The 15,241-nt window shown below is 54.1% G+C and carries 10 protein-coding genes; 5 read left to right on the forward strand and 5 right to left on the reverse strand.

Annotation, left to right across the window (positions count from 1 at the left end; all coding sequences use genetic code 11):
* Positions 1–285 precede the first annotated feature (285 nt).
* Both P9L94_10500 and P9L94_10505 read right to left on the reverse strand, forming a co-directional pair.
* Entirely contained in the window at positions 286–1,425 is a 1,140-nt protein-coding gene (locus P9L94_10500) for a PQQ-binding-like beta-propeller repeat protein (GenBank protein ID MDP8244499.1), read from the reverse strand.
* A 9-nt stretch (positions 1,426–1,434) separates the two neighbouring features.
* Entirely contained in the window at positions 1,435–2,628 is a 1,194-nt protein-coding gene (locus tag P9L94_10505) for a DUF362 domain-containing protein (protein MDP8244500.1), read from the reverse strand.
* 216 nt (positions 2,629–2,844) lie between these two features.
* Here P9L94_10505 and P9L94_10510 point away from each other — a divergent pair, with 216 nt between their 5' ends.
* Both P9L94_10510 and P9L94_10515 read left to right on the forward strand, forming a co-directional pair.
* Positions 2,845–5,757, forward strand: coding sequence for a VWA domain-containing protein (locus P9L94_10510; GenBank protein MDP8244501.1), 2,913 nt, complete (start codon positions 2,845–2,847; stop codon positions 5,755–5,757).
* Positions 5,754–6,539: a hypothetical protein gene (locus P9L94_10515; GenBank protein MDP8244502.1), complete on the forward strand. Its 786-nt coding sequence runs from the start codon at positions 5,754–5,756 to the stop codon at positions 6,537–6,539. The genes P9L94_10510 and P9L94_10515 overlap by 4 nt, the downstream gene beginning before the upstream one ends.
* Here P9L94_10515 and P9L94_10520 read toward each other — a convergent pair.
* The 3 genes from P9L94_10520 to P9L94_10530 form a co-directional block, all read right to left on the reverse strand.
* Positions 6,536–8,662 (reverse strand): heavy metal translocating P-type ATPase, encoded by a 2,127-nt coding sequence (locus P9L94_10520; GenBank protein ID MDP8244503.1) that lies wholly within the window; start codon positions 8,660–8,662, stop codon positions 6,536–6,538. The two genes, P9L94_10515 and P9L94_10520, sit on opposite strands and share 4 nt — an antisense overlap.
* A gap of 65 nt (positions 8,663–8,727) precedes the next feature.
* On the reverse strand, positions 8,728–8,946 hold the full coding sequence (locus P9L94_10525; GenBank protein ID MDP8244504.1) for a heavy-metal-associated domain-containing protein: 219 nt from the start codon (positions 8,944–8,946) through the stop codon (positions 8,728–8,730).
* Positions 8,947–9,060: 114 nt separating this feature from the next.
* The gene (locus tag P9L94_10530) at positions 9,061–9,369 is read right to left on the reverse strand and encodes a ferredoxin family protein (GenBank protein MDP8244505.1); all 309 of its coding nucleotides are present in this window, start codon (positions 9,367–9,369) and stop codon (positions 9,061–9,063) included.
* Between the two features lie 500 nt (positions 9,370–9,869).
* On the opposite strand from P9L94_10530, the gene P9L94_10535 reads away from it, so the two are divergent.
* From P9L94_10535 to P9L94_10545, 3 genes are all read left to right on the forward strand, one after another.
* Positions 9,870–10,985 (forward strand): S1C family serine protease, encoded by a 1,116-nt coding sequence (locus tag P9L94_10535; protein ID MDP8244506.1) that lies wholly within the window; start codon positions 9,870–9,872, stop codon positions 10,983–10,985.
* 160 nt (positions 10,986–11,145) lie between these two features.
* Positions 11,146–13,653, forward strand: a complete 2,508-nt coding sequence (locus P9L94_10540; GenBank protein ID MDP8244507.1) for a DUF2961 domain-containing protein — start codon at positions 11,146–11,148, stop codon at positions 13,651–13,653.
* An 18-nt stretch (positions 13,654–13,671) separates the two neighbouring features.
* A complete protein-coding gene (locus P9L94_10545; protein ID MDP8244508.1) occupies positions 13,672–15,240 on the forward strand; it encodes an ADP-ribosylglycohydrolase family protein in 1,569 nt (522 codons plus the stop codon).
* Position 15,241: the final 1 nt, after the last annotated feature.

Genomic DNA, 15,241 nt, shown 5'->3' on the forward strand with positions numbered 1-15,241 from the left:
GACCCTTATGCACAGGCGCTCCCGGAGTTGAACCCATGCCTGATTGGTTCGTCAATTTTTAATATGCCCGAATATGTTTTCTCTAACAAAATTATGGCCATCCATCAATGTAAGGACTCACTTACCGGATGAACCATGTTTTTTTATACTCACTGGCGGAGGGACGCATCGCCAATGTGAAACGCCGATCAGGGCTTGGGAGCGTTCAGGATGTTAAATGCCCACCTACTGATACTATCCATCCGCCTGATTCTGTCAATCGTGTGTTCTTCGAGGCCTCTATTATTACGCAAAAACAAACACGTTGCCGTCTGTGCAAGGCGCGTATAACCGTCCGTCCGGGCTGATGGCGGGCTGCGTTTCAAAGGCGCGAGTCCCTTCGAAGATGACAGTTCGTTGAAATTCTGAATCAAAGCGATAGAGGTTACCTTGGGGCGATCCCAAGTAGGCGTTGCCGCTCGCGTCGCAGACAGGGCTGGCTAAGTAGTATTCTCCATTGGCGGGGCTAGCGGTTGAATAATTGTTTATGTCTCCCTGGTCGCGATAAATCGGCAGCGCCGCGATGTCGCCGTTCATGGTTGCGACGAAGAGTTTGTCGATCCCATCTCTGAAAACGGCGGGGGTTGCGTGGATGCAGCAGTCTAAGTCCATCAGTTTTTTTGGCTCTGATTTTTTCTGATAGATGTATTTCAGGCTACAAGTGGTATTTCCATTGATGGGAACGATGACGCCATCATGCCATACCACGGGAGACGCGAAAGCGTTGACCGTGCCTTTGACGGCTTGCTGATAGAGGAGCGTTTCATCAAAACCGAGAACGGCGTTGAACACTTCGATTTGATTGCCTCGGTTTGAACTGGCAACTCGGATGCCGTAAAGGCCTCCATCCGGCGAGGCGGACATGGCCGTACGCGGATTGTCGCCTGCGTTCCATTCTTGGGTTTTGGTTCCGTTTTTTCCTGATAACGCGACGAATTTTCCGCCCCAGCTGCTGGTGATGACGGCGTCATGTTCATCAAGATAAAGCAGGTCGGATTGAATTCTCCGGTCGCGTCTCGCGGGCAGCATGACCTCCCAAACCGGTTGTCCTGTTTTGGCGTCGAGCGCATGAACGCGCCCCAACAACGAGCCGACATAGAGGACGGACGCGTCATTATTAATGGCGGGGGAGGCTTGGAAGCCGCCCGGCAGATCGCGCCGCCAGAGTAGTTTGCCATCGCTGTTATAGGCTTGAACGCCGCCCGCGCGGTCTGCAATAAACACCGAACCGCTTTGCGAAAATACGGGAGAGCCCACGACCGAGCCGCTGGCTTTCAGCGTATCGGTAAGTTTCGGTTCTTTTGAAAGCGACTGGGCGGAAAGCCCGCAACGCGACGGGTCGCCGCCCGCCATGCGCCATACGGTTACGCCTTGTGTATTTGACATGACAGCCCCCTAGCGTTGGTATGTCGGTTGAAAGTGATAACGAGCGGTTTCGATGGGGACGCCGACAACGTCCAGCATCGAGAGCCGGTTTTCGCCCAGACCCATTTCACGCGCCAGTTTCAGGCAGTTGATTCCATTGGCGAACGGCGGGGTGCGGTCGGCGGCGTCGGGGTCGAAGCCCATCACGGATGCGCCGACGGCGTCGGTGCAAACCGGGTTGCGCCCGACGAGTAACAAATTGGGACGACACACTTCGACCAGCGATCCGTTCCAGGTTCCTTCTGCGTTTGAGATGGTGCTGACGCCGTCAATGATTGTTAATTCCACAGGAAAGGCCGCGTTGAGATCGACGATAAACTGCGGCACGTTGAAGCCATGGTCTTGTTCGATGGATTTCCCGTTAAAAGTATCAATCGACGTCGAGGGCTTTTTTGTGCAATTGTGCATGGTCTGCCCACGGTAGCCGGTGGCGTTTTCGTTTGGAGCGTCAACGCCGTCTTCGCCGTACATGCTGCTGGGGGGGACGCCGAACATATTTTTCATCCCCAGGGTCACCCCGCCGGAGATATGGCTTTTCATTTTGGTCAACGAGACGATGACATCTGTCTTGGTATAACTCTGGTTGACTTCCCAGGCTGAGGCGAGCAAGCCGCCGTATGGAACTTTTGCGAGGTCGTAGGCGCCGTGGCGGCCTTTGTTGCGGGTGTTCTCAAACACGCATTTGCCGTCCATCGCCTTGTTGAAGTCGTCAATGTTATAGTCATAGTGCGCGAAGTCGGCGTCGTGATTTTCGCCAAAGGGCAACTGGTCGCAGAAGGTCACCTGTTTCGCGCCGTATTCAACCAACAGGCTGCCCGCCGCTTTGGCGACGATTGGGTGAACCACCGTCGTCATCCAGTAGGGGACGCCGCTCCAGACGTTGGCGGGCGAATTGACCAGATTGACTTTGATGGTGACGAACTGGTTCTTGACCAAACTGCGGACGCCGCCCACTTCATCAAACATATTGCCCAACAATTCGCGAACTTTTGCGTAGTCATATTGGTTGCAGATTTGGATCGAGGTCAGGGTGCGCGGAACCTGGGCGGGTTTGCTCCAACCTGGAACGGAAATGGCGGCGAGCGCTGCGGTTTGTAAAAACCGCCGCCTCGGCAGGGTGAAGGTTGGGGCCTTCGGAACTGATGTGTGCATTTGTTTTTTCATTGGCCTATCCTCTCTACATCTCTATCTATTATAACGGATGTTGGCCTCTACCCGTTAGAGTTGTTTGAGGGTTTGCCTGAATGTCTCGATCATGACGTGAAAATGCGCCTTGAAACAATTTTGCGCTTTTTTTGTGTTTGTTGGCGAAAAAGGGAAGACGAAGAGGGACGGAATACGTTACAATGGTAGACAACTGACGGGAAACGTAAAAACCCTATGGATTCGTTTCGAATACTGCATCCATATTACCTGTTGTTATTGCTGGCGGTCCCGCTGCTGTGGTACACCGCCCGGCAGGTGCGCGTGTTGGGGCGCGGGCGCAAGTCTCTCACCCTGTTTTTGCGCACATTGGTGATTTTGTTCTTCATTCTGGCGTTGTCCGAAGTCGAGATGCTGGACCGCGGCGATACGCTGTCGATCTTTTTTGCCATTGACCGCTCCTCCAGCGTTCCCCAAGACCAACAACAATATGCGCTGGCCTATGTGCAGGAGCAACTCAATCAATTGCCGCCCGAAGACCTCGCGGGTATTTTGTTCTTCGGCAAAGAAGCCGCGATCCAGGAAAACCCCGGCGAAAGCGTGACCCTGCCTGAATATCAGGCGCTGGTTGATGCGGAAGGCACCGATATTGAATCCGCCGTGGGGTTGGCGATGGCGGCGTTTCAAGAGGGGATGCAAAAGCGCATCGTCTTGCTGACCGACGGCAACCAGACCCAGGGCGATGCGGCGTCCGCCGTCCAACGCGCCAAAGCGGCGGGCATTGACGTTTGGGTGTTGCCGCTGGAATACGTGTATACCCAGGAAGTATTGCTCGAAGACGTGGTCTTGCCGTCGCGGATTCGAGAGAAAGAGCCGTTCACCGTTAAGGCGTTGGTCAACGCGCAAGAACAAGGCCCCGGCAAGTTGCGCTTATATGAAAACGGCGAACTCATCGCCGAAGAAGACGTTGAATTGGAACCCGGCAAAAACGCATTTCAATTCACCCGCGAAATTGAATACAGCGGCGTTTATAATTACGAAGCCCAAATCGAAGCCGAAAACGACAAGCGCCCCTCAAACAACCGCGCCCAAAACTCGGCCTTAATCAAGGGAATGCCCCGCATTTTGTTGCTGGAAGCCGAGCCGGATTTGGGGCAGTTTCTGGTTGCGGCGCTGCTTTCAGAAGGCATCCAAGTGGATATGCGCGCGCCCGAAGAGACGCCGCTGTCGATCCGTGAACTGCAAGCCTACGACAGCATAATCTTGTCGAACGTTTCGGCGGAGCGCATCCCGCCCTCGCAACAGCGCATGATCGAAACCGCTGTGCGCGACTTGGGCATTGGGCTAATCATGCTGGGCGGGCCGGACAGTTTCGGCGCGGGCGGCTGGCAAGGCTCGCCGATTGAAGAGGCGCTGCCGGTTGCGATGGATGTGAAGCAGCGCAAGGTTATCCCCAGCGGCGCTCTGGCGCTGATTATGCACTCGTGCGAAATTCCTCAAGGCAATTACTGGTCGCAAGAAATTTCGGTCGCCGCGCTCAACGTGTTGGGACGTAACGATTACATGGGCTTTTTGCGTTTCAGTATGCAAGCGGGCGGGCCTGCCTGGCTGTTTCCTCTGACGAAGGTCGGCAGCAAGCGCGATATGAAAAACAAGATTCAAAATTTGCGGTTTAACGACATTGGCGACATGCCGTCGTTTGATAATACCTTGCAAAAGGCGTATGACTCGCTGGTTGAAGTCGAGGCTAACGTCAAGCATATCGTTATCCTCTCTGACGGCGATCCGGCGCAACCCAGCCAAGGCTTGGTAGATGATATTATCGACGCGGGCATCACCATTTCGACGGTGTGCATCGCCCCGCACGGCATCAACGGCACTGCGGTCATGGAAGAACTGGCCGAGTATTGCAACGGCAAGTTTTATCATGTGAAGAACAACAAGAACCTGCCTAAGATTTTTATCAAAGAAGCCTCAACCATTCGCCGCAATATGTTGGTGGAAGAAACCTTTACGCCGCGTTTGCGTCAAATGAGCGAAATGCTGTTGGGGTTTGAGAGCGGGTTCCCGTCGCTGGACGGATATGTCGTCGCCGGGTTCAAAGACCAGGCCGAAACGGTGTTGACCTCAGACAAAGAAGACCCGCTGTTGGCGCACTGGCGCTATGGGCTTGGCAAGACGGCTGCGTTTACCAGCGGCCCCAAAGCGCGTTGGGCGAACACTTGGCTGAGTTGGGAGCAATACGCCAAGTTCTGGGGACAATTGGTGCGTTGGACGCTGCGCAGCACCGAAGACGATAACTTCGTCGTGCAGACCTCGGTCGAAGGCGACCGGGTGCGCATCGCCATTGATGCCATGACCGAAGACGGCGAATTTCTCAATGATCTCGATTTTAGCGGCGCTGTGTTGAACCCTTCGCTGGAACCGGTCGAGGTGGATATTCGCCAGACCCAGCCGGGGCGGTATGAAGCGGAACTGTCGGCCAAAGAAGCAGGCAGTTATTTGATGAACCTAGCGTACGAACAAAAAGGCGAACAACTCGAGGGGCGTTTGACGGCGGGAATCTCCGTCCCCTATTCGCCCGAACACAGCACGACCAAACAAAATGACGTGATCCTGAAACAATTGCAGGAACTGTCCGCCAATCCATTTTTGGAGCCGGACCAATCCATCTTTGAGCATAATTTAATCGCTACGGGCGATATTAAACCGCTATGGCCGCTGATGATTGCTTTGGCGATAATCTTTTTCTTTTTGGATATCGCCGTGCGGCGCGTCTTCTTTGAACTCACCCAGTTAGAGGCTTTGTTGGGGAGAGTGAAGGCCTGGCTGTTGTATCCCTTCACGAGGCAATTGGCGCCGGTTGGCCCTGCGACCGAACAACTGGGCAACCTGATGCAGGCCAAGCAGCGCGCGGGGGAACAGTCGTTGGCCCAGGCGGGACAAAAGGAAGCGCTGCTGCAAAAATTAGAATCGCAGGGCGACATTGACGGTGCGCCTGAGGTCGCTGGCGCAAAAGACGAAGCGCCGTGGCAGGAAGTTAAACCCGGACAAGACGCCCCGCAGTTTGAAGAAGAGAAAAACGAATATACCAGCGCTTTGTTCCGCGCCAAACAGCGAGCGTCGTCGCAGATGAAAGATCGGAAATGATTCAGGGCAATCAAGCGCATTTGGGTTTTATCAATCGGCGCCAAGCGCTCTTTGGCGTTGCGTCTGCATTGTTGGGCGCGGGGTGCAACACGGTTTCAAAAAAAAAACCGGAAGATGACCATGAACTCGACGCCGCGCCGCCGCCGTTTGAAATGGGGCTTTCGTACCATTACGACCATGTCGGCCCGCGTCCATTTGGTGAGGGCGACCGCGATTGCACCGGGGGGCGCGTGGTCAGCGTGTTGGGGCGCGACCCCGATTACCAGAACTTGTGGGTCGTCCAAGACCGCTTTGAATGCGAGCAGGGAATCGAGATCGGCTTGTATGACGACAAATACCGCCGTCATCGCCAGGGTCTGACAAGCGCGGCGGGCGTGATTCAAATCGAAGAAAAACCGCCTGCGCCAATTCGCTATCTCGAATTAAAAAAGAAAGACAAAAAGACCTTTGAGACCGAACAGGTTTTTATGACCGCCGCAGGAGAAGTCGTCGGCGCCGCGCACATGACCGAGAATGTTGAACGCCGATTTGACTATCGCATCATAAACCCGATTGGCGCGATCTTGTGCCGGTATTTTATCGTCGATGTTTCGATTGAGGCCGACCTGAACGGCGCCCCGGTGACGGTCGCTGCCAAAGTTGAATCCTACTGGTCGGACAAACTGCACTGGTTCGTCCAGATGGAATATGAGTTCAAACCGATGCAGCGCGGCGGTAAGGCCGTCGGCCCCGCTTATCGCGCCAAGAGCGTTCTTAAAGACATTCAAGAAGCCGAGGCTTAGTCCGCTTTGTTCCGTAATAGCAGCAGCGAGTTACTGACGACGCAGACCGAACTCATCGCCATCGCGCCCGCTGCGAGCATGGGCGTTAAAAAGCCGAGAGCCGCCGCTGGAACCGCACAGACGTTGTAAAAGAACGCCCAGAATAAATTCTGTTTGATCTTACGCAATGCGAGCCGACTGAGCTGAATGGCGCGTACGGCTTTGAGCGGGTCGTCGCCGATCAACACAATGTCGCCGCTTTCTTTGGCGACGTCCGTACCGCCGCCCATGGCGACGCCGATGTCGGCTTGCGCTAATGCGGGGGCATCATTGACGCCGTCGCCCGCCATGGCGACGATGCCGCCCTGCTTCTGTAATGTTTGGATAACGTCCGCTTTTTGTGTAGGGCGTACTTCCGCAAAAACGCTTTTAATTCCCAATTTATTTGCAACCGCCTCGGCGGTTTCTTGTTTATCGCCTGATAATAAATGGACGGTCAGCCCCATGGCTTGCAACTGCTGGATCGCTGGTTTTGACGACGTTCGTATCTGGTCGCGGAGCGCGAATGCGCCAGCGGCTTGTTTGTCGTTTGCACATGCAACGACGGTCTGTCCGCGTTGCGCCGCTTGTTGCGTCCATTCGGTCAGGGCGGACGTATCAATGTCGTTCTCGTTTAGGAACGCAATCGAGCCGATGTGGATTTGCGCGCCGCCCGCATCGGCGATGACGCCGCCGCCGCTTTGTTCGTTGACGGCGTGTGGTTCCTGAATGTGGAGTTGCTTTTCCTGCGCATGTCTCACAATCGCTTGCGCGAGCGGATGCCGCGAGGCGGACTCAACGGACGCAGCCAGCGCAAGCCAATCATCATTATGAAGCGAGGTCGAGTCAGAGACGGCGGGCCTGCCTTCGGTCAGAGTTCCTGTTTTATCGAACACGAAATCGGTGAGTTGTCCGGCTTGTTCGAGGGTATGGGCTTCTTTGATGAGGATGCCTTCGCGCGCGCCCTTGGCGGTTCCGGCCATGACGGCGGTGGGAGTGGCGAGTCCTAACGCGCAGGGGCAGGCGATAATCAACACCGCTACCGCATTCACCATCGCGGTGGTGATCTCATGCGGTTGCGCCCAGGCCCATCCGGCGAATGTGAGTGCCGCGACAACGATAATCACCGGGACGAACACGGCGGATACGCGGTCGGCGAGGCGTTGTACGTCGGCCTTCGATTCTTGGGCGCGACGCACGAAATCGACGATGCGTTGCAGGGCGGCGTCGGAACCGGTGTGGGTGACTTCGAGTTCGATCACGCCAGTTAGGTTTAATGTGCCGCCGACGGTTTCATCGCCGACGCTTTTCTCAACCGGCATGCTCTCGCCAGTCAGCATGGACTCATCAATGGTCGATTGGCCCTTGATGATGGTTCCGTCTAGTGGGATTGACTCGCTGGGGCGAACGCGGATGCGCGCTCCGGGTTGGATTTCTTCGACTGCGACCGTGCGTTCTTCTCCGTCTTCGAGTAGATGGGCAGTCGGCGGCGACAGGTCAAGCAAGGATTCGACCGCTGACGCCGCCGCGCCGCGTGCGCGGGTTTCGAGATATTTGCCGATAGAGATCAACGTCAAAATCATCGCGGCGCCGTCGAAATAGAGCGGCGCATCCGGCAAAAATAAACTGACGACGCTGAATCCATAGGCGGCGCTTGCGCCCAATACGATCAGGGTGTCCATTGTGGTCGCGCCGTGGCGCGCCGCTTTGAACGCCGCTTTGTAAAACGGGAACCCGACATACGCTTGAACAATCGTCGCCAGAATAAAAATGACAAATTCCGATCCGGGAAATGAGACGCCCATGCTCAACGCCATGATTGGAACGCAGAGCGCCGAGCCGACGATCATCCGCCGCAGCCATCCGCGTAATGCGCGTTTGCGTTCGGAGTCTTTCGCGTTGCGGGATTGTTGCTCTATGGGCGCGGCGTCATACCCGGCGTTTTTCACCGCTTGGACGAAATCGCTCTCGGAGACCGCGTCGTCTGGCGTGACAATTGAGGCTTGTTCGGTGGCGAGATTGACGCGCACTTGTGCGTTGGGCGCGGCGGATTGCAGCGCTTTTTCTACGCGGCTGACGCAGGAGGCGCAAGTCATGCCCTGGATCGATAAGCGTATGGTCGCGTTAGCGTCAATTGCTTGCGTTTCAGGCGGGCAATCAGAGGGCGCGTCTACGGTTTTTTTTTAACGGGGGTGAAATCGGCCTGCTGGACGGCGTCAAACAGCGCGTCCTCATTGGTCTGGCCGGAGTCATATTCAACAACGGCTTGTTTGCTGTCTAACTCAACCTGGACGGACGAAACGCCCGGGATAGATTCTAAGGCTTTGGTTGCGGATTTAACGCAATGCCCGCAAGTCATGCCTTCGATCAAGAATGTCGTGGAAGTCATAGAAAATCCTTAAAAAATCGAACCAGCAATTAAAAAGGCGGATATCGAAAGTATACCTGATACGCTCGATACCCGCCAAAAGTTTTTCGATGATAGAAGCAAAGGCTTCTTGTATTATCCTCCCGCCGTCTCCGCGTCCCAATCAGGGCCGTTGGTGACTTGGTCTTTTGCATTGCGCCGCAAATCTTCCTGGAACTCGAAGTTCGCATTTTTCTCGATGTACTCTTGTTGTTCCTTGGGAACTTCATCTTCCGGAAAAATTGCGTTGACCGGACACACCGGAGCGCAGGCGTCGCAATCAATACACTCATCAGGGTTGATTAAAAGTTGATCTTCGCCTTCATAAAAACATTCGACCGGACAGACTTCTGCGCAGTCGCCGTATTTGCACTTCACGCAGGGTTCGCCAACCACATACGTCATAATGGTTCTCCTTAAAGTTACGAGCTACCCAAGGCAAACGTCGCCGCTTCCCCCAGGCGTCGTATGGGTTTATACCGCGTTCCGATTCGACCTGCAACCCCGATATGCAAGTCTCTGCTCTTCCAATAGAACTACTAAAAGGCGCTTGTCAAGCAGTCTATCCCCCACAGCAGTTCGATCTGTTCATGCCTTCGAGGCGGTGAAGCGTTGTTTGTGTTGATCGAATCCTCTGTGGGGATTACACTTATTGAAGAGCGTCTTGGGGGATTTCATTTCTCTTTTATATTGTTTATTGGACAAACGTAGGGTCGTTTTTTACAGAACAAGCAATGGCAGCGTGAAACCAGCCGATTTCCGGGAGAAGCGAATGATTGCCCGTTACTGATTGGCGTGATTTGCGTTATGCACTACGGAGCGTAAATTCGAGCGGCGTTTTGATTGAGGAGCGCATCCCGTTGCGTCGGGCCTCAAACGCCGCAATAGAAATGAAGTAGGTTAGAATGATGAACCGATGGTTGTTTGTACTTTGCGCGACGTGGCTTGTTCTGAATGGTGCGGTAAACGCCCAGTTTGATTCTGCGGTGTATGAAACTTTTAATCGAAATGCGCCCGCCGTCTATTCGATTGAAGTCCAGGTCCCCAAAAATCTCATCCTGCAAGAATATGATAAATCCATTTCGCGTCTGCGGGAATTTCATGACCGCTACAGCGATATGGTGATGTCCGGTACACAGCCGATGGCGTCATTTTTTACGCTCAATAGCCTGATTGGGCGTTGGGAGCGTCAACTCGATTTTCTCAAAGAACAAATGTTGATGAACAACAGTATGCGCGGGACGGGGTTCGCGATTGATCCCCACCACATCGTCACGCTGAGTTCCGTTGTGAAAAGCGCAACGATGGGCGGCGAGATTACGGTGACCGATCACCAAAAAATTCAACACCGCGCTTTGTTGCAAGGCGTTGACCGCTTGACGGGCGTTGCGGTGTTGCGCATTCCAGACGCGACGTTTGAGCATTACGTTGACTTAGGCCGCTTATCGACCACCTTGCCCGTGTCGTCTTATATTATGACCATTCAATGTCCGTATGATTTGCCGCCGTCTCCCTATACCGGTATGATTGGCGGCTATCACCGCCAGTTAAAAAAATTTGAACTCGAACGCTATATTCAAACCAATTTGCCGTTATATCCAGGCAATGAAGGGGCGCCGGTGTTAAGCCCGTCGGGTCAATTGGTGGGGATGATGGCGGCGGAATTTAGTATTGGCGCGGCGCCGGGCGTTTCGTTTGCGATTCCTGCTGATTTCGTGGCGGAGTCGGCGAACCAGATTATCCAAAAAGGCGATTTGGTGCACGGCTGGCTGCCGGGAATCGAACTGCAACAGTCCGCGCAGGGTATCTTGATTCGTAATGTAGACCCCAATAGCCATGCGGCGAATTCGGGCTTAAAGCCCGGCGACGTGATTATCGGCTTTGACGGTCGGCAAGAGACGGAACTTTGGGACCTGTTGTCGCGCATTGTCAACGCAAACCCTGAACAATTTGTCCGCGTCGAAATTCTTCGCGGCCCAAACCGGATGCAGTTTCAAATTCAATTGCTCCAAAGACGCTAACCTTCAATCTGTTGGGGCGGCGCTAAAGCCTAGGATCATCCATCCTCTCATCTGTATACTATTTTTGCGTTATGGTGAATCAGAACTCGCGTTCGGTGTTTTCTGTTCGTCAGAACCGAATGATATGTGCAGCCGACAAGTATTTTGTTAGGGACCAAAGATGAGACACGTTTTGTTGATCGCGGCGCTGTTTGCTGCGTGTTCTTCCTGGGCGTTTTCCGCCGATGAAACGATTGGCTTTTCGGATTTATTAAATCAGTTAGTCGATCTTGAGACGGTGTATCAGCCGCCAATTTTTCATACGGGCATGGCGTCGAGTTTTGACCGTTCCGGCGGCGACCAGGACGACGTGGGATTTATTCGCAAAGAAGGCGACTGGTTCGTGGTCGCCGAATTGCCCGGCCCCGGCGCGATTACCCGCATCTGGTCGGCTAATCCGCAAGGCATGGTTCGGATATATGTGGATGACGGCGGGCAGCCGCTCATTCAGCGAAATTTTCGTGATTTGTTTCTCGATAAGATCGAGCCGTTTAAAAAACCGTTTGTGCGGGGCGCCCCGCGGATTTGGGGCGCTCATTGGTCGTATGCGCCGGTTCCTTTCGAGCAGTTTTGTAAGATTACGTTATCGGCCCAATGTTTCTATCAAATTGATTACATTACCTACCCGATTGACCAAAAAGTGAAATCGTTAACGCTGCCGCTTTCTAAAAGTGAGAAGTCAACGCTTACGTCCGTGGGGAAACAATTCGTCACGGCAAAGGCGGCGCCGTATAAAATCAGCAAGACAATCAAGCGCGAAAAATTTAGCGCTTCGCTCCCGGCGGGCGACCGCATTCAACTCGCAACCTTTGAAGGCCCCGCTGTGTTTCGTGGGATGAGAGCGCGGTGGAGCGGTGAAAAAGACGAGACCGGGCGCGAACTGATGTTGTATTGCGCGTGGGACGATGAAGACAGCCCCAGCGTTCAATCGCCGTTGTATGATTTTTTTGGCGGGCGGGTCAAGTCGCTGGCCATCGGACGGGATGAAGACGGTTGGCGCTATTGTTATCTGCCCATGCCGTTTGCCCGCAACGCCCGCGTTTGGATTGAGAACGGCGCGGAGAGCGCGACGCGGCGGATTGACGTCGAAATTGATTGGCAGCCGGACGCCGAATTGCCGGACAATTTGCGTACGTTTCATGCGTTATGGAAACGTGATAACGACACGCAACTGGAGCCAATCAAAACGAACCTCGAGACGGCGACTGTTGAGGCAGACCCTCGCCGCAATTACGCCGCCCTGTCCACAATGGGCGCGGGGCATTTTGTTGGCGTCACCTTGCATCGACTGCCCGCGCCGGAAAGCGACGCCATGTTGTTTGTCGATGACGACGAATGGCCGCCGGACGGCCCCGGCACAGGCAATGCCGGGTTTTTTAATCAAGCGGGAGATGCGCAGACCGTCAGCTGGCCGCTCAGCGCTGCTGCGTTAAAGCTTCACGGCATGAATGGCTTTCTGCGCTTGATGTTTCCGTATCCGGTTGATTTTCGCGAACGCTTGGTCTTGAGTTTTGAACAGGGCCATGCAAACGCTATGCGGCAGGATTATTCGAGTACGGTCTATTGGTATCAAGAAGAACCTCACCCGCCGTTCCCTTATCCCGTTCCCGCCGCCGCCCGGCAGTTTCGCACGGAAGTTTTGACGCAGCCTGAGTGGATTCTGCAAGAAGACCAGGCCGTGCCTGTTGTTCCGTATGAAGGCGAAGATGTGATGGCGTTGGCGGTGGGCGGGCTGTATGAACCGCAAGACATGCGCCCGTTTGGCCCGGATTGGAGTGGAAATAAGCAATTGCGTTTTGAAGCCGAAGCGCCCGGCGCCTACATTGAATTTCAGGGCGAACGCCTGGCGTATTCGGGATATTACAATGTCGAGTGCGGCGTCACCCAAGCGCCTGACGCGGCCATCGCTGAAATCTCATTGAACAACCGGGTGTTGTTTCCCTATGTGGATTTGTATGGAAACGAAACCAAACCCGCGCGGATGAAAACAACGCAGCCGGAATTTTTTCACGCGTCCGAACCGCCGATTTTGCGCTATGAGGTGTCGGGCCAAAATAATGCGTCGAAAGGATACGTCATCGGCGTCGACTCGTTCTATTGGGAAGAAACCCGAACGGTTCCAACAAGTATAACTATTCAAGGCCCCTATTGGTCTACGCCTGAGAGCGACCAGGATGTGTTTCAGGAGCGTGAAGCGCAGGGCGGCGATTCGATTGCGCTGGGCTATGAACCGTCGGGCGGCGTGTCGATCATACCGCTCAAGGCAAACGACGAGGGCTATTTTCAATTGCCTGAATCGGAGCGTCAGGACGGCGCGTATGTCGTGTTATGGAATGTGGACGCGCCGGAGAGCGGCATTTATCGGTTTGAAGCGGCGCCCTTCGAGGCGACCCCGTATTTATTCAAAAAAGACTCTGATATGATTGAGACAATGACGGGCTGGGTTGTGATTAATGGGATTCCGTTGCAAGGCGAAACTGAACTTCGAATGGACCCACGCGCACAACAACGCGCCGCTGTTCGGTTTTCGCTGCCTTTGCGAAAAGGCGCCAATGAATTGATGTGGATGGTCAATCAAAAATTAGAGCGCGGGTTTCAGCCTGTCATGTATGGGATATCACGATACTGAACTTGATTCGGGAGAAAAATGATGATGATGTCGCGATGGATTTATGCAACGGTATGCGTTGTTGTGTTCTCGTTGTCCGTCCCAGCCGAAACGGTCAAAATCAGCGAGGATGAATTGCTGAATAAAATCAAAGGCGGTTGGTTGGGGCAGATCATCGGAGTGGTCGTTGGCGGTCCGACCGAGTTTCGCGCACAAGCGAAACTGTATGAACAACCGTTAAACTGGGACGCGAAAGAAGTCAAAGACGCGATCAATCAAGATGACCTCTATGTCGAAATGACCTTCGCCCGCGTGATGGACGAGTTGGGGCTGGATGCGCCCATGTCGGCGTATGGCGAAGCGTTTGCCGACAGTGAATATTGGCTCTGGCACGCCAACTTTATGGGGCGCCACAACCTGCGGAATGGAATCACGCCGCCGGATTCCGGCCACCCAAAATACAACAGCCACGCAGATGATATCGACTTTCAAATTGAAGCCGATTTTATCGGACTGATGTGTCCAGGCTTAATTGCGACTTCTAACCGTTTTTGCGATACGGTTGGCCATGTGATGAACTACGGCGACGGCGTCTACGGCGGTATGTTCGTCTGCGCGATGTACGCCGAAGCCTATTATGAGAGTGACCCGCGCAAGTTAGTCGAAGCGGGCGTCGCCGCCCTGCCGCCCCAAAGTGAATACGCCCAAGCCATTCGCGACGTGTTGTCTTGGTCGATGAAGACCCGCGATTGGAAACAAGTCTGGCAACTCTTTGAAGACAAATGGGCCAATACTGACATCTGTTCGGAAGGGACTTTCCGCGATTTTGACATCGACGCCAAAACCAACGGCGCTTACATCGCCATTGGGATGCTGTACGGCGGCGGCGATTTCAAAAAGACCATTGAAATCTCAACCCGCTGCGGGCAAGATTCCGACTGTAACCCCTCCAGCGCGGCGGGCGTGTTGGGCGTGGTGTTTGGCTATGAGAAATTGCCGCAAGACTGGAAAGACGAACTGCAAGGCATCATCGACCAAAAATTCGCTTATACCGATTATTCATTTAATGAGATTGCGCAGAGCACGTTGAAACGCGCCAAACAATTGATTCTGAAAAGCGGCGGCAAACAAAATGGCGGCGTATTTTCCTATGAGCGCGAGGCGCCCGTCGCCGCGAAGTTAGAGCAATGGAAACAAGAACGCCCAACCAAAATCGTTGAAGTCAACAGTACGGATTTTGTCTGGTCCGGCGAATGGAACAGCGAAGACAATTCAAAATGGTCCGCCGAAAAAGGCGCGCGGGCGACGTTGACGTTTGAGGGGACCGGCGTGATGGTGAGAGGCCGCATCCGTAAAGACGGCTGCATTCTCAACGCATATATCGACGGAAAAAAACAGCGTACCTTTAACCTCTTTAACGCGACGGATGAACGCGGCGGCGAGAGCATCTTTCATGTGTTCGGATTGCCAAAAGGCAAACACACGGTCGCCATCGAACATACTGGAACCAGCGACCCGCAGTCAGAAGGCGCGGTCTTGCAAATTCAAAATGCGTTTCTATTTGACGGGCCTGAACAGCCCCGCGCCGTCAAACAGCAGGATAACTAAT

The organism is Candidatus Hinthialibacter antarcticus (genome assembly GCA_030765645.1).
Lineage (GTDB): Bacteria > Hinthialibacterota > Hinthialibacteria > Hinthialibacterales > Hinthialibacteraceae > Hinthialibacter > Hinthialibacter antarcticus.